20 protein-coding genes and 1 riboswitch are annotated in these 18,846 nt (G+C 34.0%); of the genes, 11 read left to right on the forward strand and 9 right to left on the reverse strand.

All coding sequences use genetic code 11. The annotated features are described in order from the left end of the window. Positions 1-2: 2 nt before the first annotated feature. The 6 genes from GSY47_RS00590 to GSY47_RS00615 form a co-directional block, all read right to left on the reverse strand. Complete coding sequence (locus GSY47_RS00590) at positions 3-1,217, reverse strand: hypothetical protein (protein ID WP_179003528.1); 1,215 nt, start codon at positions 1,215-1,217, stop codon at positions 3-5. Between the two features lie 4 nt (positions 1,218-1,221). Then, complete coding sequence (locus tag GSY47_RS00595) at positions 1,222-2,454, reverse strand: PKD domain-containing protein (protein ID WP_179003527.1); 1,233 nt, start codon at positions 2,452-2,454, stop codon at positions 1,222-1,224. A gap of 38 nt (positions 2,455-2,492) precedes the next feature. Continuing rightward, positions 2,493-3,776, reverse strand: coding sequence for a cell surface protein (locus GSY47_RS00600; protein WP_179003526.1), 1,284 nt, complete (start codon positions 3,774-3,776; stop codon positions 2,493-2,495). A gap of 4 nt (positions 3,777-3,780) precedes the next feature. Then, on the reverse strand, positions 3,781-4,926 hold the full coding sequence (locus GSY47_RS00605; RefSeq protein WP_179003525.1) for a YncE family protein: 1,146 nt from the start codon (positions 4,924-4,926) through the stop codon (positions 3,781-3,783). After that, a complete protein-coding gene (locus tag GSY47_RS00610; protein WP_179003524.1) occupies positions 4,923-6,971 on the reverse strand; it encodes a TonB-dependent receptor in 2,049 nt (682 codons plus the stop codon). The genes GSY47_RS00605 and GSY47_RS00610 overlap by 4 nt, the downstream gene beginning before the upstream one ends. Positions 6,972-7,085: 114 nt before the next feature. Beyond that, positions 7,086-7,287, reverse strand: a riboswitch (cobalamin riboswitch). Positions 7,288-7,374: 87 nt separating this feature from the next. Further along, on the reverse strand, positions 7,375-8,667 hold the full coding sequence (locus tag GSY47_RS00615; RefSeq protein WP_179003523.1) for a thioredoxin-like domain-containing protein: 1,293 nt from the start codon (positions 8,665-8,667) through the stop codon (positions 7,375-7,377). 217 nt (positions 8,668-8,884) lie between these two features. On the opposite strand from GSY47_RS00615, the gene GSY47_RS00620 reads away from it, so the two are divergent. From GSY47_RS00620 to GSY47_RS00630, 3 genes are all read left to right on the forward strand, one after another. Continuing rightward, on the forward strand, positions 8,885-9,211 hold the full coding sequence (locus GSY47_RS00620; protein WP_179003522.1) for an ArsR/SmtB family transcription factor: 327 nt from the start codon (positions 8,885-8,887) through the stop codon (positions 9,209-9,211). Between the two features lie 58 nt (positions 9,212-9,269). After that, a complete protein-coding gene (locus GSY47_RS00625; protein ID WP_179003521.1) occupies positions 9,270-9,740 on the forward strand; it encodes a DUF6428 family protein in 471 nt (156 codons plus the stop codon). A 132-nt stretch (positions 9,741-9,872) separates the two neighbouring features. Then, positions 9,873-10,292 carry an arsenate reductase ArsC gene (locus tag GSY47_RS00630; RefSeq protein WP_179003520.1) on the forward strand — a complete coding sequence of 140 codons (420 nt, stop codon included), beginning with the start codon at positions 9,873-9,875 and terminating at the stop codon, positions 10,290-10,292. A 225-nt stretch (positions 10,293-10,517) separates the two neighbouring features. Here the strand turns inward: GSY47_RS00630 and GSY47_RS00635 are convergent, their stop codons facing one another. Next, entirely contained in the window at positions 10,518-11,411 is an 894-nt protein-coding gene (locus tag GSY47_RS00635) for a YybH family protein (RefSeq protein WP_179003519.1), read from the reverse strand. Between the two features lie 219 nt (positions 11,412-11,630). Here GSY47_RS00635 and GSY47_RS00640 point away from each other — a divergent pair, with 219 nt between their 5' ends. The 3 genes from GSY47_RS00640 to GSY47_RS00650 all read left to right on the forward strand — a co-directional run bounded on the left by GSY47_RS00640 (position 11,631) and on the right by GSY47_RS00650 (position 13,398). Next, entirely contained in the window at positions 11,631-12,224 is a 594-nt protein-coding gene (locus tag GSY47_RS00640; protein WP_179003518.1) for a hypothetical protein, read from the forward strand. A gap of 212 nt (positions 12,225-12,436) precedes the next feature. Then, entirely contained in the window at positions 12,437-12,928 is a 492-nt protein-coding gene (locus GSY47_RS00645) for a GNAT family N-acetyltransferase (RefSeq protein WP_179003517.1), read from the forward strand. Continuing rightward, positions 12,925-13,398 carry a MarR family winged helix-turn-helix transcriptional regulator gene (locus GSY47_RS00650; RefSeq protein WP_179003516.1) on the forward strand — a complete coding sequence of 158 codons (474 nt, stop codon included), beginning with the start codon at positions 12,925-12,927 and terminating at the stop codon, positions 13,396-13,398. The genes GSY47_RS00645 and GSY47_RS00650 overlap by 4 nt, the downstream gene beginning before the upstream one ends. Positions 13,399-13,546: 148 nt before the next feature. On the opposite strand, the gene GSY47_RS00655 is transcribed toward GSY47_RS00650, so the two are convergent. Next, positions 13,547-13,903, reverse strand: a complete 357-nt coding sequence (locus GSY47_RS00655; RefSeq protein ID WP_179003515.1) for a winged helix-turn-helix transcriptional regulator — start codon at positions 13,901-13,903, stop codon at positions 13,547-13,549. A 109-nt stretch (positions 13,904-14,012) separates the two neighbouring features. Between GSY47_RS00655 and GSY47_RS00660 the strand changes: the two genes are divergently transcribed. The 3 genes from GSY47_RS00660 to GSY47_RS00670 all read left to right on the forward strand — a co-directional run bounded on the left by GSY47_RS00660 (position 14,013) and on the right by GSY47_RS00670 (position 15,891). Further along, on the forward strand, positions 14,013-14,645 hold the full coding sequence (locus tag GSY47_RS00660; protein ID WP_179003514.1) for an NAD(P)H-dependent oxidoreductase: 633 nt from the start codon (positions 14,013-14,015) through the stop codon (positions 14,643-14,645). A 268-nt stretch (positions 14,646-14,913) separates the two neighbouring features. Beyond that, the gene (locus GSY47_RS00665; protein ID WP_179003513.1) at positions 14,914-15,291 is read left to right on the forward strand and encodes a hypothetical protein; all 378 of its coding nucleotides are present in this window, start codon (positions 14,914-14,916) and stop codon (positions 15,289-15,291) included. A 135-nt stretch (positions 15,292-15,426) separates the two neighbouring features. Beyond that, the gene (locus tag GSY47_RS00670; RefSeq protein WP_179003512.1) at positions 15,427-15,891 is read left to right on the forward strand and encodes a transposase; all 465 of its coding nucleotides are present in this window, start codon (positions 15,427-15,429) and stop codon (positions 15,889-15,891) included. Positions 15,892-15,938: 47 nt separating this feature from the next. Here GSY47_RS00670 and GSY47_RS00675 read toward each other — a convergent pair whose 3' ends face one another. Next, positions 15,939-16,481 (reverse strand): hypothetical protein, encoded by a 543-nt coding sequence (locus GSY47_RS00675; protein ID WP_179003511.1) that lies wholly within the window; start codon positions 16,479-16,481, stop codon positions 15,939-15,941. A 328-nt stretch (positions 16,482-16,809) separates the two neighbouring features. On the opposite strand from GSY47_RS00675, the gene GSY47_RS00680 reads away from it, so the two are divergent. Then, positions 16,810-17,568 (forward strand): helix-turn-helix domain-containing protein, encoded by a 759-nt coding sequence (locus tag GSY47_RS00680; protein ID WP_179003510.1) that lies wholly within the window; start codon positions 16,810-16,812, stop codon positions 17,566-17,568. 29 nt (positions 17,569-17,597) lie between these two features. After that, positions 17,598-18,794, forward strand: coding sequence for an FAD-dependent oxidoreductase (locus GSY47_RS00685; protein ID WP_179003509.1), 1,197 nt, complete (start codon positions 17,598-17,600; stop codon positions 18,792-18,794). The last annotated feature ends 52 nt before the right edge of the window (positions 18,795-18,846 follow it).

Genomic DNA, 18,846 nt, shown 5'->3' on the forward strand with positions numbered 1-18,846 from the left:
TTTTATTTCTTCTGAAAATTTAAATCCGAAACTTCTTTAAAAATGCTCATCAACAAATCGCTGGATCCTAAAGCAGTAAATGTTGGTACATACACTTTTACAAAATCAACTCCCGGTAAATGCACTTTTTTACCCTCTTTATCCACTGCCCAAGAAATATCAATTGAAGGATCTTTAATACCGCCATAACCCCAGTCAAAAGTGCCAACATTGTAACTTGTACCCGCACCATCGCTTACATCTTTTGTTGGTATAAAAACTTTTGTTCCTTTTAAAGTATAAGAATCCCCAACCCATGCCGGATAGTAATTACTTCTTCTTCTAGTATTGGTTCTTGTAATGTTACCTGAAGCATTTTTGTTATCAGTCCAAGGAAGATAAGCAGTATCGTACTGCCAGCTTAATGTTCCCGTTACTGGAGTTGCGGTTGCATTCGGTTTCTTATACGTTAGTTCGTAGTTTTTAACTGTTGTTGATTTATAGTACTCACTTCCTGCGATTTCATACCATTCATTTTCATCAGGTTTCCCATTTTTATTGGCATCATAAGCCACGGCAATACTTACTGGAGAATATTTAACAGTAGCACTTCCCATTTCCATTTGAACAATAAAATCACGTTGGCCATACGCATTCACAACTGTATGGTCAAAAGCGGTTACAATATATCCGCCAAATGTTCCTAAATAAACTGAACTTTCTTCGTTTAAACTTGTTTGTACTGCCTGCAAAGATTCTTCTTTTGTTGCATAACTTTCCATTGCGTAATTTGGTGCAGGCAAATAATCAATAAGTTTTAAAGCTTTAGCGGTATACGTATTACCAGTTTCAGAAACCGTAACTTTAGCAGACGCTTCTTTTACAATTTTATCTACTGTTACTTTATAACCTAAAACATAATCTGCTGCTTTTGGCGTAATAAATAATAAGTTTTTGCTTTCGCCGATGATTGAATCTTTAACAGCACCATCTTTAGTTGTAACTTTTACAGACCATTGATAAGCTGGAGTTTTTCCTTCTGCATTTTCTAATGTTACTTCCGGTGCTATTTCTACAACATTATAGCGCTGAACGGTAAAATCTGATGCAAGCTTAATAGTAATCGAAGGATCTTTAACCGGCACTACAATTTCTTCCTGTTTTGAATCGTCGTTACTGCAAGCATAAAAGCTAACAAGAGTGATTAGCACTAAACTATACTTTAAATACTTTTTCATGGTCTTATTTATTAGCTTGTTTTAAATTGTATTTTTTTACTATATGAAGATCTGCAGCACCTGCAAATACAGTTGCCATAGAAGATTGCTGCAGACAGCGTCCCATTGGTTCGCTTACACAGTTGACTACTTTTATAAAATCGATTCCTGGGAGATTGGCTTTGTTTCCGTTTTTATCTACCGCCCAGTCAATATCGATATCTGGATTTACGGCATTTACATAACCCCATTCTGGAGGTGTTGAATACCATAATGTTGTTTGGCCTGCGCGTGCTGTTTTAAAATCTACATCGAGTTTTAATCCTTCATAACTCACAGAAGTTTGGGTTGCCCATAACGGATAAAATTCTTTTTTACCTCTTGGTCTTTCCAGATAATACTTGTCTCCTTTACTGTTTTCACAATAAACATGTTCGTAATCTGTCCAAAGAGCACTTGAAGTAACCAAAGGTTCTCCAGCTGCTTTTTTGTTATAAGTAACTTTGAAGTTTTTAAGAGTAGTTGATTTAGCATGCTGACTTCCGATAATTTCATACCATTCGTCTGCATCTGGTTTTCCGTTTTTATTTTTGTCATAAGCTACATAAATCAATCCTGGAGCTGGAGGATTGGCTTTTGCAACTGTCGGATTGGTTACATCTCCTCCATATACTCTAAAATCACTTGTTCCAGGAACATTCACAACTGTATGATCAAACCCAACAACGATAGAACCTCCAAAACCGCCTAAGTCTAATAAATACCCAACATTGGTTTCGTTGATTCTTCCCAAAGCTGTTTTCATTACATCTTCTTTAGAATTGCCCTCTTTGTAAATATCGTTGGCAAGCATTCCCGGAGCGGGATCAAAATCAAAAATTCTAGTGATGTACGGATTGAAATTTGAAGCTTCGTTGACAACTGTTACAATTGTACTTTTACTTCCTTTTTTATTATCTGCTGTTACGTTCAATGTAAATTCATAAGAACCTGCATAAATGGCTGTAAACCTTAAATCTTTTGTATCTCCAACAATTGAATCTGTTACTTGATTTACTGGATTTTTAGTCATAATCCATTCGTATTTAGCAGTGGCTCCAGCATCCGAAGCTGTAATATCTAAAACCGTAAAAGTTGGCGTTTCATATTTTTCTTGAAGTGTAATTGCAATTACATTTTCATCTTTATCATCACTGCTGCATCCAATGAAGGCGAATGCAAATGCCAGCAATAAAAATTGGGTAACTTTTTTTTTCATAAATTGATTATAATAAATTGATTTGATACTAGTTAAAATTATCTCGTTGGAATATTTTCTCCTGAAAGATGCAGATCCGTTGCTCCCATAATTTCAGTTGAAGTTTCTCCAAGCCAGCCCGCCTGCTGATTAAGTCCGTTATACACTTTTACAAAATCTATGGCCGGAAGCTGTACTTTTTTGCCACTGCTGTCAATTGCCCAATCAATGTCAATTGCCGAATCGTCATCATTATTGGGCGCATTGTCCGCATAACCGTATAAAAAAGCATATTGAACATAATAGCTTCCGTTGCCGCTTTCATCAACAGCATTGTCTGGCAATCTTGTTCCTTTGAAAGTAATAGAAGCCTGATCTTTAAGCCATTTCGGCCAATATTCTAAGGAATGATTGTAAGCATTATTCTGCGCCAGATAACCGTCTTTTCCCTGATTGTCTTTCCAGTAGATGTATTCCAAATCGGTAAAAGTTACCGTTCCTGTTCCACCGCCCGGAACTGGAATTTTATTAGGATCTGGTCTGTAATAGGTTATTTCGTAGTTGCGGATTGTTTTTTCCATTTTGTGGCCTGCACCTTCAATTTCGTACCATTCGTCATCCGGAAGTCCATTTTTATTTTTATCATAAGAAACCAGGATAACTCCCGCTTCACTGCTTCCCCCACGTAATTCCGCATTCTGATTCGGATTGGCTTCTGCCCAAAAAGCATTTCCTAAAACCCTAAAATCACGTTTTCCCTTTAGGTTTACAATACTGTGGTCAAAACCAAAAACCACATAACCGCCAAAAGCACCAAGCGAAATAAGATCGCCGTTTTTCTTTGCCAAATACGAATTAGCTCTTGTTAAAACTCTATCAGCCGTGTCTCCGTCATTGGCCACAGGAAGATCATTTACAAATTGCCCTGGCGCAGGTTTAAATTCGAATACTTTAGAAATAAACGTTTTTAATTCTTTGCCTTCTGAACTGACAATAACTACTACTTTTTGGGTCTGAGTCGTTCCTTTATCCGTAATTTCTACTTTGAAAGTGTAAGTTCCTTCAGCAGTTGAAGCAAACAGAGCTTCTTTTGAAGTAGTGTTTACCAAAGAATAGTTTTCTGAAGAAACACTTTCAACTGTCCAATTGTAAAGGGCATCAGTGCTCACATTTGTTTTAGCACTCAAACTAATAATTGAAAAACGAGTGGTTTTAAATTCGTTCGTTACCGATTCTCCTCCAGAATCCGGATTGTCATTATCTCCGCCTGAACAATTTGCAAGTGAAATGACAAAAAAAGCGAGCATTAATACATGACAATACTTTAAAAATCTCTGATTCATATCTTTATTTTTTGGTTATAAAAGCAATATGCGCAGGAATATTTCCCGCTGTAGTTTTCCATTTTAATCGGCCATCTGGCGTAAAACAGTAGATGTAGCCTGTTACGACATAATTTTGGGCATCGGTTATATAAATTTCTTTGGTTTCGGGATTGACCTGAAGTCCATACGGAATCATGATTTTTTTGTCGGTTCCATCCGTTATGATTTTATCGCTGATTATCTTTTTCGTTTTGGTATCCAAAATTCCGTACGTAATCTTATTGCTGTTCGTGAGATAACTCCACGAAACACTGTAATAATAAAGCAGATCATCAACCAGACACATTCCCAAAGCCGGAATATCGAGTTGCATTTTCTTCTCGTCTGTTTTGGTATCAATCACAAAAAGATTGGGTTGCGTATTGTAGTAATCACCTCGTGAACTCACATAAATATCGCCACGGCTGTCAATCTCCATACTGTACAAATTAATACCAACATCTATTTTTTTGATTTCTGTGAAAGTTTCTAAATCAATTACCGAAACCGTTCGATCGTAATTAGGAACTCTGTAACCGCCTGAATTCGCTACATACAATTTTCCGTTATGCACTACCATTTGTTCCGGCTGATAGCCAACGGTCACTTTTCTTTTTATTTCTAAAGAAGTCGTATCGATTTCGGCAACAAAACCAATTTCTGCATTCGGATTAATGGCAACCGGGCCTGAATAGGAACTTACATAAGCTTTGTCTTTGTAAAAAGTCACATAACGACAGTTTGGGATATCAATTTTCTTGATTCGTTTTGCCGTCCATTTTTCTAAAACTTCTACTTTGTTCGAGACATTGATGACTGCATAAACCTTATTCCCATAAATTTGAATATCGTTTCCAACATCGCCTAATTCTTTTACAACTGACGGATTTCGTTCTGAATAAACATCAGTGGTATAATTTCCTGTTCTGTAATTGAAAACGTCAATGCTGGCACGGTTCATTCCCATATTCCCTTCATTCAGCAGATAAAAACCTTCAATATTGCCGTCGTTGGTCGGCACAGCAACATTGGTATCTGAAGACAGAAATATTGTTTCATCTTCCCTGCAGGAAACCAATACTATAGCTGTAAATAAGCTAATTATTATTTTTATAAAACCCTTTTTCATAACTCAAAACCAATTATAAATTTGAATGTTCTGCCCGGCATTGGATAATTGTAAATCACTTCGTATTGCTGATTGAAGGCATTGTTTACTTCTACCGTTGCATTTAATTTGTATTTATTGAAGAGGAAAGATTTTTGAACCGCCAAATCATGAGTGTACCAAGGCTGTACTTCGTTTACTTTGATATTGTTGACGTTTCCGTTGTAGCGTTTTCCAACGTATATAAAACTGTAATTGAAATTCCACGTTTCATAACCCGCATTTAAAATTCCTGAACCACTATGCCAAGGAGTGTACGGAATCTGATCGCCATAAGAAGACATTTGCAAACCGGAAACTTTGGTAAAATCCTGACTTTTAGAATAGGTATAAGTCAAATTGGCATCCAGATTTACTTTGTGAATATGAGTTCCTAAATTCACTACAGTTTCAATCCCTTTTCCTTTTACCTGCCCAATATTGGTCATCATCCAGCGGAATAAATTCCCTGTCGGCGCGGCTACAATTTTGTCTTTTGTATAGGTATAATAACCATCTGCCTGAATGGAAAATTTATCCATAAAGCTTTCTTTTACAGGAAAATTATAAGTAAAACCAACATCATACTGATTCATATATTCTGGCCGTAAAGTACTTGAACCGACCATTGTATAATACAAATCGTTGAAAGTCGGCATTCTGAAAATACGTTTAGCGAATGCTCTTAAATTAAAATCGTATTTTTTGAAAGGAGTATAACCGAGGAATAATGCAGGCGTAAATTCGGTTTTATTGGGCGCTTTGGCGTTGTATTTTACTTCTTCGATCACTCTTGTTGCGAGTACATTTCCTAAAACTTTAAAACCTTCGTATCGATAGGAAGTTGCCAAAGAAACCAAAGCCGTATAACGCTCTGGAAAAGAAAACTGCGTCTGGATTCCTCTTCTCGTTGCGTTTAATTTATTGTATTGAAAATCGGTTGAAAGCGAAACATCCCAGGTAGGTAAAATGCTGTACATATTCACTGCCGAAAAATAAGTTTCCTGCTGGTAATAGCTGTCATCAGACTGAACACCTTCAGTTACCGTTTCGCCTAAAACGTTCGTTGTATCGCGGGCAATATAATGCGTATAATCGTAAGCAAATTTTCCTTTTAATTGAAATTTATACTTTTCTGAAACGTCTTTTATTAAAAAAGCCTGTCCGAAAAAATTCTTATCAAACTGTCGGAAACCGTCTCTGAATTTGTTTTCTACAATGGCTCCGGGCGCACCTCTTTCAGAATCATAATAATACACTTTGGCATCCCAGGAACCTTTGTTTATTTTTCCGTACAAACCAGATTCAAATCGGAATGCTTCAATATCGCTGTTCCATCTCGTGGCTGTGGTATCATAAGCGGTAGTTCCGTCCAGATTTTTTCTTTTATATCTAAATTTATACTGCCCGTTAGATTTAATGTATTCTGAACTGACGCTCATACTCACTTTGTCGCTAAGTTTCTGCTCCCATCTAAAACTCGGATCATGATAATTGATGGACATCGTTTTGTAACGAACCAATAAATTTGTCTTTTTATCACCAGCAAAAACAGGTCGTTTTGTTTTTAAATAAATGGCTGAAGCCGAAGCAAAATCCTTAGCCGATTGGAAAATTTCACTTTTTTGTCCATTATACATGGTAAGCGATTCCATATCGTCAAGCGAATATTTTCCGAGATCTGTAACGCCGTTCTGGGCATTTCCAAGCTGGATTCCGTCATAAAAAACACCCACATGATGTGTTCCCATATTGCGGACATCAACAGTTTTTAGTCCGCCGACTCCACCATAATCTTTAATTTGAGTTCCAGCAAAATAACGAAGCGCATCGGCCACATTATGACTCGCCATTTTTTCGAGCAGAACCCCCGAGAGACTTTGCACAGGAATCACTTCCTGATATGGTTTTCCTTTTAAAATAACTTCTTTTAAAACACGCGAGCTATCTTTCTCCGTTTGTGCATGAAGCCAAAAAGGAAGACTTAAAATAAAAACAGTTAGTAAAGTTTTTTTCAAATTATACATCACAATTGAATTAAATCAACTTTCTGTGATGTAGTAATTACATAAACGTAGAATTGACCCCGCTGCAAAACAGCTGGTCATTATCTTTGTCATCAACTTCATACCACGAAAGTTTTAAACTATGTGATCGTGGCAGGTCTCCTGACTTATTCTATCTTTAAACGGCCTTCTCATCCGCCGCGGCGAACAATGACATTAGTAATGTTTAAAGACTTTGTGTAGAACTTACAGTAGCGGGTCTGTTCAGGATTTGCACCTGATTCCCTTTTAACTATTTTTTCTGATGAAAAAACAGACCAAAATCAGGCGCAAATATAGGGCGCATATAACGGGTCTGCAAATTCGAAAGAACTTTTTTACAAAATAAAAAGTTTATTGCAATGAATAAGCAGGACTTTATACATCATAAATATTTGTCTAACAAAATCCTAATCTGAGTTGTAGAAGGCCTTGGTGCATCCTTATGAATAATTTTTCCATCTTTTCCAAGCAGTACATAACGCGGAATTGTAGTCACATTTATTTCCTTTAGCAATTCATCTTTTTCAGATTTTGAAATAAGCACACTATTTTCTGTATTCAAAATATCTTTGTGCTGTAACATTGCTTTTTTCCATGACGTTGCACTTTTATCAATAGAAATAAAAACAAAAGCCACGTCTTTATATGCTTCCATCAGCTTCTTTTCACTTGGAAGTTCTTCTCGGCAAGGCATACACCACGAAGCCCAGAAATCGATCAAAACCAGTTTTCCTTCGTGTTTTTTCACTATATCTTTTAAAACCAGAGGTGTTGCAGTTGGTTTTAACTCCGCTTCTATATTGGAAACAAAAGCTTGGTTTTTACAGTTATTTCTAAATATTTCCAGCGCTTTTGCGTCAAAAGGAACTTTCTGGTCTCTATTGTTTACAGGATAATACATATTGATGTACAATAGATAATCAATAATAGCCTGATTTTTAAAATTTGCAGAAATAAAGTTCAGTACATTAGGAAGAGTCTTTTTTAAACCTAAAAAGTTCATTCGTTTTTTGACATAATTTTCAACAAGTTCTCTGTAAGCCTGTACATCAAGCAAAACATCAGCCTGATCGAAACTCTCTTCTATTGTGGTAAATGTGGCTGGATTTAAAGGTTGAGCTTCCAGAGCATTGTATAAAGTCAAACTCCAATACATAGCAGTAAAATATTCGTAAAACTCTTTCGAAAGTTTGTTCTCTTTATAATAGGTTTCTAATAATTCTTTTTGCTTGAGGTAATCTTTATCAAAATAAGAGTTGAGTTTGGCAGATGCCATAATAATTTTTAACTGATTGTAACTTGGAAGATTTTTAGTTGAACCGTATTTGATAAAAGATTCATTTAAAAATTCCGACTCAGACTTACGGATTGGATTTTCATTACAATAATAATGAACCAAACCTTTATCGTCGAGATCAAATTCTATGGTTTCATTTGGCAGAGCATAAATAGAAGTTGCTCTATTTATATCGTTACAAGATATAGTCGAATTATTATCAACCTTTAATTCCCGATTGTTTGTATTCAGAACTGCACGTTCATAAATATTTTCTCTTGAATGCGAGGTTAGATTTATAACAGTTTCTTTATTTCCGACATATTTAATGGTAATCTGCTGTGCAAATGAAGCTGTAGAAATCAGTAAAAATAAAAGAGCATTTTTTAGTTTAAACATTTGTTTTCGGGGTTGGTTTGATTAGTTAGTTTATTTTTAAAACTTGTGTGGTCAAGTATTTAAAAATGTACCGTAAATATAAATACTTCGCTCTAATTGACAAGAATATTCTTAATTACTTTTAAGCTAAAAAAAAATTGAAATAAAAAAATCTCGCAATTTCTTTTGACATCAAATCTTTATATCGTAATATTGCAATATTAAATTTATAAAAAAAATGGGAGCAACTAAAACAGAACATTTTACTGATGCACAAAACCAGATTGCAACTATTGCAAAAGCATTGGGACATCCTGCAAGAATAGCCATTTTAGAATATTTGCTTAGAGTAAATGAATGCATTTGCGGTGATATCGTAAACGAACTTCCACTGGCACAGCCAACCGTTTCCCAGCATTTAAAAGAACTTAAAAATGCCGGAATCATTAAAGGAAATATTTCAGGGAATTCTATATGTTACTGTATTGATGAAAAAGCTATAGAAATTTTAAATGCTTATTTTTTAAACATCACCCAAACTCTTTCAAAATCAGAATGCTGTTAAGGCATTTTTTTTGAAAACATATATCGTAATATTGCAATTAACAAATAAATAAAAGAACATGAAATTAGCAGAAATAAAACAGATTTTACCAACATTAGAGAATGTAGAATTTCAATTGGAAAATGGAACTTTTGTCCCGGAACATTTCCATGTAACGGAAGTCGGAATGATTACTAAAAACTTTATTGATTGCGGCGGTGTTATTAGAAACGAAGAAGTGGTAAACTTTCAGCTTTGGAATGCAGACGATTTTGAACATCGTTTAAAACCAAATAAGTTACTGCATATCATTGAGCTTTCTGAAGATAAACTGGGCATTAAAGATCTTGAAATTGAAGTGGAATACCAGAATGAAACAATCGGAAAATATGATTTGGATTTTAACGGAAAAAACTTTGTTCTTAAAAACAAAACAACAGCTTGTTTAGCTCAGGATTCATGTGGGATTCCAGCTGAAAAACAAAAAATAGTTCTCAGAGGACTGGAAAATAACAGTTCTTGCTGCACGCCAGATTCAGGATGCTGTTAAGCAATGAAAGCCAAAATTATTCAATATAAAAAACCAATTATTATCACCAGCTCTGTTATGGTGTTACAGCTTATTTTTGGATTCGATCCAAAATTCTGCATCATCAATATCATTTGGCTGTTCGTTTAAATTATGGAAAAGAAAATACTAATATTGTGTACCGGAAATAGTTGCAGAAGCCAGATTGCAGAAGGCTATATCAAACATTTTGCAGGCAACAAAGCAATAGTTTACAGCGCCGGAGTAGAAACACACGGCGTAAATCCGAAAGCCATTTCTATTATGAAAGAAGATGGAATTGACATTTCGAATCACACTTCAAATAACATTGACGAATACTATAATATTGATTTTGATTATGTTATTACGGTTTGTGACAATGCCAAAGAAAGATGTCCATTTTTTCCAACTAAGGCACAAAAATTTCATTATAATTTTCCCGATCCTGCCAAGGCAACGGGAACAGATTCTGAAATAGAAGAACAATTTAGAAACGTTAGAAATCTTATAAAAGAATATTGCAGGACTTTTGTTGACAATAATTTAAAGTAAAATAAAACAGACAAAGAAGTGCAACGAATTATTTTTTTTTGAAAGCTTCGGAGAAGTGTAATATTTATAGAAAAGAACAAACATTTACAATATAAAGCTCCGGAGGAGTGACATTTTTTATACAATTTATAACAATATGTCGCTCCTCTGGAGCTTTTTTGTGTAGCTTAATTGGAATTCTATAAATATTTTGCCCCGCCGGGGCTTTTATTTATAAATAATCAATTAATCATGATTTACCATTTGTCTAAAAAGCATTAATTCTCCACTATCATTCTTTTGCCAGACATTCATGCTTTTTCCTTTTACATTGCCTTTGCTGTCACCATCTTTCCATTCTACGCTGTAAAAACCGAATTCTACAATTGCTTTTTGTGCAAAAATAATTCCTGATGTTTTAATTGAAATCTCTTCAATGACTAAAGTTCCAGGCTTTTCATGTTCTGCAAAATAAGGCGTTATCTCTTTTTCTCCTGAAAGGATTGGCGTGTAATACGTTAAATACATCGCATTTGGCAGGAACATTTTAGCATGCTCCTCTCCTAGCCTTTTTTGAACCATTTCTTTAATTTTATTATTTCGTTCTTTTACTTCCAGTGTAAGCTTATCCGAAGCTGTATCTTCCTGAGTTGGAGAAACGGCACTATCATCAATTTCCGGAATCAGTTTATCGTCAAAATAAGTGTTGGATCCCCATATTTCCGACGCAATTGTCATGGAAGATTTCTTCCACAAAACCATATATTTTCCAGAATAGCTATAAGGCTTTTGTTCTTTAACATTGAGATCTTCATTAAAAGTTCCAATTTCAAGAATATAATTTCCAAAATCTTGCAGGTCAACAATTTCTTTTTGATAGGAAGTAATGACGGCCTGAGTTTTCCATTGCTTATAAAAATCAACAATCTCTTTTTTGCCGATTCTCTGCCTGCTGTGTTCCGGCATCAAAATCGATTCGTCTGTATATGCTTTTAACAAATCTTCTGTTTTTCCGTTAATGAAAGAAGCGGCAAAAGAAGTATTATAATCTTCAATCTTTTTACGAAGATTAGTATTGATTCTGCTTTCCTGAGCAAACATGCCAATTGCCAGAAGAAAAAAGGTAACACTCAATTTCATAACAATTTGTTTTTTATCTATTCAAATATAAATATAAAACATTGAAAATCATTATTTTAAAAACAAAAAATCAATTTACAAAAACCAATCAAATACGTTAATTTTTAGACAAAAAATACTTAAGAAGGCAATAATTGCTTTTATAAAATGTTTATATATAAAGATCGAATAAGTCTAATCTTTTTAAAAATCAATATCCCTAGATTAATAATATAAAACATGAAAAAAATATTTTTGATAACTGCCATTACTTGTTTCTCAGCGCAGATTTACGCTCAGGAATTAAACAATAAATTCAAAGCCATTCCACCAAAAGATGCTGAAAAAAAAGAAGTTGTGCCACCTAAAGAAACAGCTCCGAAAGAAAATCCGCCGGCACCTGTAGAAAAACCAGTACCGTTGCAGGTGAATCCGGATGATCTTTTTAAAGACACCAATAGATACAAACAGGAAGCAAATGTTGAAGGCATTTTTTACAGAAGAAACCAGTTTTTAGGAAACTTCAACACTACTGCGGTTACTTCTACTATTATGTATCGTGATGCTGCTTTTGTTGATGGCGATAAAGTAAAAGTATATTTAAATGATAAAGTAATTGAACCTGAAGTTTTTCTAACTGGTGACTTTAAAAGCGTGAAAATAAATCTCGAAAAAGGAATCAACAAGATTGATATTGAAGCGTTAAACGAAGGTTTTGCTTCTCCAAACACAGCCGAATTTAAGGTTTATGATGACAAAGGAAATGTTATTTCGTCAAGCGAATGGAATGTTGGAACGGGTTATAAGGCTGTTATTGTTTTGGTTAAAGAATAATCTTTTTTTAAACACATAGAAGCATAGATTTTCATAGCTTTTAAAAGGCGTTTCACTTTCAACAAAACACATAGTTGTGCGTCCTTTCAATTTAATCAATCATTCTAAAAATCATAAAAAACACTTAAAACTGCTGTCTTCAGCAGTTTTTTGTTTGTGTATATGTAGTTAACTACGTAGTTTTGTACTCATATTTAATTATTAGAAATAAAATGCAAATTCAACCTATACAAAACGAGTACGAAAAAGAGATTGTAGATTTAATCTTAAACATTCAGCAAAAAGAATTTAATGTTCCTGTGACTTTAGAAGATCAACCCGATTTATTGGATATTGAGAATTTCTATTTTAAGCCAGGCGGTATTTTTCTTGGTGCATTTATCAATGATAAATTAGTGGGAACTATTGCTTTAGTAAAATTTAATCCTGAAGCTGGAGCTATTAGAAAAATGTTTGTAAAGAAAGAATATAGAGGAAAAGAATTCAATATTGCACAGCAGTTATTGGAACAACTAATTAATTACAGTGAAGAAAACGGAATTAAAAATCTATATTTAGGAACTGTAACCATATTACAGGCGGCATTACGTTTTTACGAAAAAAATAATTTTATTACTATTCCAAAAGAAGCGCTTCCGTCTGATTTTCCATTAATGAAACCTGATAATGTATTCTGCCAATTGACTTTAAAACCAACAAAATGAATATAATTGATGAAATAGGCATACTTGCCATATCTACCCGATTGCAGCGTTTGAGTGAACAATTGCGCAAAGACGGCGCACAGATTTATGCTTATAACAATATTGATTTTGAACCAAAATGGTTTCCTGTAATTTATACACTGCATGTAAAAGAAATGCTGGGTGTGGTCGAAATTGCCAATGAAATTGGTTACAGTCACCCATCTACCATTAGTTTGCTAAAAGAATTAGAAAAGCAAAAAATCATCAGTTCTAAAAAGGATAAACTTGACGAACGAAAAAGACTTATTGTACTGACAACAAAAGGAAAAGAACTGGTAGAAAAAATGCAACCTGTCTGGGAAATTATGTCGAAAGCCTTAAACGAAATTACAAACACGCAAAACAATCTTTTAAAAGCAATTGAAGAGGCCGAAGAAAACCTAACACGTCAGGGATTTTTTCAAAGGGCCTTAGAATTGAAAGGCTAAGTTTAGCTTTTAAAATATCCGCCGAATCAGCAAAATCTGCGGGAAAAATTTTTTCACGCTCCCGATAGCTATCGGGATAGCAGATCAGCAGATAAAATGAGATTTTAAAATCTAGCTGTGTATATTAAAATTAAAACCTTTTTTCAATTTACTCTCTTCCAGTAATCTTTTTTCGGTGGTTTATTCCCCATTTCGCCAGTGAATCGATTACTTCTTTCAAAGTATGTCCGTATGGCGTAAGTTCATATTCTACGGTAATAGGCTGCGTATTTAAAACAGTTCTCGTAACCAATTGGTTTTCTTCAAGATTCTTTAATTCTCTGCTCAGCATTTTACCTGAAATTCCTTCTACTTCGCGTAAAAGATCAGTGAATCTTAAAGTGTTGAAACATAATGATGCGATTATGGCAATTTTCCATCTTCCGTTTAGCACGTCCATAGCATCCTGAACTGCCAATAATCTTTGATTGCAAGTATTTTTATCGTGTAATGCCTCTTTTATCATACTGTGTCTGTTAGTTACCTCGATGTTACAGTTACTTTTGGTAATTGGATGACAAAAATACACTTAAAGTTTTTACATTTGAATTATTATTTTAAACACTAGAAAAAAAATGGCCTTAATAGAAGCATTAAATTGGCGTTACGCTACAAAAAAAATGAACGGACAAGTGGTTCCGCAGGAAAAAGTAGATTATATTTTGGAAGCAGCAAAACTAGCTCCATCTTCATCTGGATTACAGCCTTACAAGATTTTTGTTATTACAAATCAAGATTTAAAAGAAAAAATTAGAGCGGTAAGTTTTGACCAAAGCCAAGTTACTGACGCTTCTCACGTTTTGATTTGGGCAGCTTGGGATGGATACAGTTTAGAAAGAATCTCTGCTGTTTTTGAAAGAACTACTGCAGAAAGAGGTATTCCTGCTAGCGCAATGGACGAATACAAACAAAGACTTTGGGGAATGTACGAACCTCTTGGTCAGGAATGGCATGCCAACCACGCAGCTAGACAAGCTTATATTTCACTTGGAACAGCTGTTGCTGCCGCTGCTGAACAAAAAGTAGATGCTACGCCAATGGAAGGTTTTATTCCTGCTGAAGTAGATAAACTTTTAGGATTAAGCGAACAAGGACTTAAAAGTGTTTTGATTCTTCCGCTTGGTTATAGAGACGAAGCTGGCGATTGGTTGGTAAACTTGAAAAAAGTAAGAACACCGCAAGAAGAATTTATCACAGAAATCAAGTAAAAATTATTTTTTCACTTTGTTAAAAATGCTTCTGAAATTGCTGAATATGCTTTTTCAGGAGCATTTTTCTTTTAAATATTTCATTCTGAACTCTTAATTAAAAACAAATTCAAAAAATCAAGAAATACAATCCAAATTAGACTTTGTTAATTTTTAATGCTTATCTAAAAAAGGTACGAAAAACGGATAATTAAATAATATTGTATAACTAATTTTGTCAAGTCCAAAACAATTCATTCTAATTACAACACATTAAATTTCTAACACTATGTCTGATTTTTTAACTCAATTTGGTGAAGACCTAAAAAAAAACGTCCCAGGTTTTATCGCTGTATCTGTAGCTGAAATCGCAAGCGGTATGTCATACTACTCTCAGTCTGTTGTTGCAGATTTTGATCCTGAATTAGCATCAGCTTATAACCTTGAAGTGGTTAAAGCAAAAATGAACGCTATTAAGGCTCTTAATTTACAAGGCCAGGTTGTTGACAATGTTATGATTACGCTGACTTCACAGATTCACATTATTGACGTTTCTGACAATCAACAATACTTTATTTATTTAGCTGTAGATTCAACTAAAGCTAATTTAGGTATGACAAAATCGATTTTAAATAAATACAAAAAAGAAATCGCAACAAAACTGTAGTACCCGTATTTTTATTACCCAAATAAGAAGGAATATTCAAATTGAATATTCCTTCTTTATTTTTATACAAGTGCCTTTTCTTTTCTTTAAAATATTTTATACTTTCGACAAGTAAAGGATCCCCAAATCACTTAAATGGAATTACGCGCGTATTTCGAAAAATATCACGACGAAGCTACTTGTATTGAAGAGCTTAAAAACCAACGCATGCAAAATGGCATCATTTGTAATAAATGCGGTCATGATGCACATTCCTTTAGACAAAATGATTTAAAATTTCAGTGCCGTAAATGCCGTAATCGTATTAGTTTACGATCTGGAACTGTAATGGAAAATTCAAATCTACCCATTCGATATTGGATGATTTGCATAGAATTAATGACTTTATCGCACAGAAAAATGTCGATTCTTAAAATTCAATATTTATTAGGACACAAAAGATATGAACCCATCTGGCTAATGGTGCAAAAAATACGTTTGGTCATGAAAATTAGGGATGAAAAATACAGATTAAGAGCCTATTCTCAGTTTGATCCTGAATTTCTTCAAAAAATAGACACACTGATGTTAAAGAAAAAAACAAAAAGTGCCTCCAATTAGAGGCACTTTTTGATCTAAATAGTTTTGCTATCCTATTTAATTGTAAACTATTTTTTCTTATTCTTTTTAGCTTTAGTTCTTTTCGCTTTTTTCTTAGCAATCTTTTTCGCTTTTGCTTTATCTTTTGCTTTTTTAGCTTTGTCTTTCTTTTTAGCTTTTGCTTTAAGTTTTGCTTTTTTAGCTTTTTCCTTCTTTTTATCTTTCGCTTTTTCTTTTCTCTTAGCTACAGCAGCTTTTTTCTTTTTCAATTTTTCTTTTTTCTCAGCTACCTGTTTTTTCTCTTTTTCTTTCATCTTTTTACTTTTCTTTTTAGATTCCTCTTTATCCTCTTCCACTGTTTCTTCTTCGATTTCAGACGAAACAATCTCTTCAACTTCTTCTGTTTTTTCTTGCTCTTCAATAACAACAGCCTCTTTTTCGACTGTTTTTCTTGGAGCTCTTTTTGGTTTTGGTTTTGATTCTGGAGTATCAGTCACAACTGATTCTGTTTCTGAAGCCGGAGCATCAATCTGCTCGTTTTCCTCAGTAGGGATCACTGGAGCAACTTCCACCTCTTGATCGACTTCATTAGTAAGCACTTCTTTTGCCATTATTCTGTTAATTTTAAGAAATTGATTAAATTTACTTTGTAATAAACTAATTTTTAATGTTATTAAATCATTAAATTAACATCAAAAAATAATAAACAAAGATAGACCGAAAAACACATTCGCCAATGTTAAGTTTTTCACTCAACTACAAAACCAATTATAAACAGCTAAATAACAATCAGTTACCCAATGTTAAGTTTTTCATAGCTAAATTACATAGCGATAAAACGCTCCTATAGGCAATCGAAATCTGTACGTTTTCAGAAAAATGATTAACAATTTCTATAAATTAGCTTAAAATTAAACTTCAAATCCTTTCTTTATATCAATGCACCATGATTTAGAATACAAATCCATTTCTCCTCCGCAAAATCTTGCAGCATTTGTCGATAGTTTTTGGTGTATGCATAATAAATCGGATAAAACTATTGAGACAATCGGTCTTCCAGATGGAAGAATTGATTTGTCTTTATTTCAATCTTCTGAAGAACCTTTTCGCATTACACTTTTAGGTTTAGGAACACATCAATATGAAAAAGGAAAAATTCCAGCCAACAGTTTGACTTTTGTTATTAGTTTCAAACTTCCAGCTGTCGAATATATTTTTCATGAACCTATTGTGACTCTCTTAAATGATGCAAAAATACTTGGAGATGATTTTTGGGGTTTTAAAAAAAAGGACTTAGAAAACTTTGAATTGTTTTGTGAAAAAGCTTCTCAAAAATTAGAGTCTTTAATAGTAAAGGAAATGGACAGCCGAAAACAAAAGCTCTTCAACCTTATCTATGAAAGTAACGGAGCTATGACAGTGAAAGATTTGGCTCAACAATCTAACTGGAGCAGTCGCCAGATCAATCGCTATTTTAATCAGTATTTTGGAATTTCTTTAAAAGGATTTTGTTCGATTCTTCGTTTTCGAGCTTCGCTGGAGCATATTGCTAAAGGAAAATTGTTTCCCGAAGAAAACTTTTCAGATCAGACTCATTTTATTAAAGAAATTAAAAAGATTTCAGGTTCACTGCCTAAAGAATTGTTCCAAAATAAAAACGACCGATTTATACTATTATCAGCTCTTTCTTCAAAATAACTTTGCAGCATAGATTTAAAAAAACAACTATGCTTTTACAAAATAAACAAGTCGCCATTGTCGGCGGCGGAATGGGCGGTCTGACTTTAGCCCGACTTTTACAAATGCAAAATAGCAATGTAAAGGTTTACGAAAGAGATTTGAATAAAGAAGTTCGCGTACAAGGATCTCCACTTGATTTGCATGAAGATTCAGGTTTGAAAGCCATAATCCAAGCCGATTTACTTGATGAATTTTATGCAAATGTTCGTCCAAATGCTAGTAAAGCCAGAATTGTATCAAAAGATTTTCAGCTTAAGTTTGATGAACATTCTGTACAAAAAAACGAAGTACGAAAAAATTTGGATACTGAGATAAATTCGCTTGACGCAATTTCAAAACCACGCCCAGAAATTGATCGTTTTGAACTAAGAAATATATTTCTCAACTCACTTTTATCTGAAACAATAGTTTGGAACAGTCAGTTTGATTTTATGGAAAAGGAAAACGAAGGCTGGAAATTACATTTTAAAAACGGTTCTACTGCTTATGCCGATTTAGTAATTGGAGCTGATGGAGCAAATTCTAAAATTCGTCCTTATATAAGTACAGAAAAACCAATTTATTCTGGAATTACTTTAATTGAAGGCACTATTTATAATGCCAAAGAAAACGCACCAAAGCTATTTGAATTCTCAAGAGGAGGAAAAGTTCTTGCTTTTGGAAACGAGCAAACCTTAATGTACGGTACAAAAGGAGATGGTTCCCTGATGTTTCTACTGAGCAGTAAAATCCCTGAGAGTTGGCTTTCGAAAGGAAATTTAGATTTTAAAAATAATGAAGCTGTTTTTGAATGGTTTAAGAAAGTCTACAAAGACTGGAGTGCAGAATGGCATGAATTATTACAAGCTGAAGAGCTATATTTTATACCGCGTCCGCAATATTATTTTCCATTGAATCAGACCTGGGAAACTCAAACTAACTTAACCATAATTGGAGACGCCGCACATAGAATGCCACCTTTTGCGGGTAAAGGCGCCAATCTAGCTATGCTTGATGCTCTCGAATTGGCAGATTTTTTAACCAATAATCAATTTAATTCTATTGAAACTGCTATTTCCATTTTCGAAAAACGAATGCTGGAAAGAGCCTCAAACGCAACAAAAGATACTTTGGAAAACAGCGAGCAATTGCATGCTGAAGAAGCGCTGGAAAGATTGGTTTCTATCTTCAAAAAGAACATTTAAAACTAAAATATGTTTATTTTCAATAACTTATCTTTATTTTAATTAAATTTAC

The organism is Flavobacterium quisquiliarum (assembly GCF_019308285.1).
GTDB classification, from domain to species: Bacteria; Bacteroidota; Bacteroidia; order Flavobacteriales; family Flavobacteriaceae; genus Flavobacterium; species Flavobacterium quisquiliarum.

What these genes read in the sequence shown, in the direction of transcription:
- GSY47_RS00600 (WP_179003526.1), bottom strand. Translation starts at nt 3,776, where the DNA reads ATGAATCAGAGATTTTTAAAGTATTGTCATGTATTAATGCTCGCTTTT.
- GSY47_RS00670 (WP_179003512.1), top strand. Translation starts at nt 15,427, where the DNA reads ATGGAATTACGCGCGTATTTCGAAAAATATCACGACGAAGCTACTTGT.
- GSY47_RS00630 (WP_179003520.1), top strand. Translation starts at nt 9,873, where the DNA reads ATGGAAAAGAAAATACTAATATTGTGTACCGGAAATAGTTGCAGAAGC.
- GSY47_RS00610 (WP_179003524.1), bottom strand. Translation starts at nt 6,971, where the DNA reads ATGTATAATTTGAAAAAAACTTTACTAACTGTTTTTATTTTAAGTCTT.
- GSY47_RS00590 (WP_179003528.1), bottom strand. Translation starts at nt 1,217, where the DNA reads ATGAAAAAGTATTTAAAGTATAGTTTAGTGCTAATCACTCTTGTTAGC.
- GSY47_RS00605 (WP_179003525.1), bottom strand. Translation starts at nt 4,926, where the DNA reads ATGAAAAAGGGTTTTATAAAAATAATAATTAGCTTATTTACAGCTATA.
- GSY47_RS00675 (WP_179003511.1), bottom strand. Translation starts at nt 16,481, where the DNA reads ATGGCAAAAGAAGTGCTTACTAATGAAGTCGATCAAGAGGTGGAAGTT.
- GSY47_RS00635 (WP_179003519.1), bottom strand. Translation starts at nt 11,411, where the DNA reads ATGAAATTGAGTGTTACCTTTTTTCTTCTGGCAATTGGCATGTTTGCT.
- GSY47_RS00615 (WP_179003523.1), bottom strand. Translation starts at nt 8,667, where the DNA reads ATGTTTAAACTAAAAAATGCTCTTTTATTTTTACTGATTTCTACAGCT.
- GSY47_RS00665 (WP_179003513.1), top strand. Translation starts at nt 14,914, where the DNA reads ATGTCTGATTTTTTAACTCAATTTGGTGAAGACCTAAAAAAAAACGTC.
- GSY47_RS00685 (WP_179003509.1), top strand. Translation starts at nt 17,598, where the DNA reads ATGCTTTTACAAAATAAACAAGTCGCCATTGTCGGCGGCGGAATGGGC.
- GSY47_RS00625 (WP_179003521.1), top strand. Translation starts at nt 9,270, where the DNA reads ATGAAATTAGCAGAAATAAAACAGATTTTACCAACATTAGAGAATGTA.
- GSY47_RS00640 (WP_179003518.1), top strand. Translation starts at nt 11,631, where the DNA reads ATGAAAAAAATATTTTTGATAACTGCCATTACTTGTTTCTCAGCGCAG.
- GSY47_RS00650 (WP_179003516.1), top strand. Translation starts at nt 12,925, where the DNA reads ATGAATATAATTGATGAAATAGGCATACTTGCCATATCTACCCGATTG.
- GSY47_RS00595 (WP_179003527.1), bottom strand. Translation starts at nt 2,454, where the DNA reads ATGAAAAAAAAAGTTACCCAATTTTTATTGCTGGCATTTGCATTCGCC.
- GSY47_RS00660 (WP_179003514.1), top strand. Translation starts at nt 14,013, where the DNA reads ATGGCCTTAATAGAAGCATTAAATTGGCGTTACGCTACAAAAAAAATG.
- GSY47_RS00645 (WP_179003517.1), top strand. Translation starts at nt 12,437, where the DNA reads ATGCAAATTCAACCTATACAAAACGAGTACGAAAAAGAGATTGTAGAT.
- GSY47_RS00680 (WP_179003510.1), top strand. Translation starts at nt 16,810, where the DNA reads ATGCACCATGATTTAGAATACAAATCCATTTCTCCTCCGCAAAATCTT.
- GSY47_RS00620 (WP_179003522.1), top strand. Translation starts at nt 8,885, where the DNA reads ATGGGAGCAACTAAAACAGAACATTTTACTGATGCACAAAACCAGATT.
- GSY47_RS00655 (WP_179003515.1), bottom strand. Translation starts at nt 13,903, where the DNA reads ATGATAAAAGAGGCATTACACGATAAAAATACTTGCAATCAAAGATTA.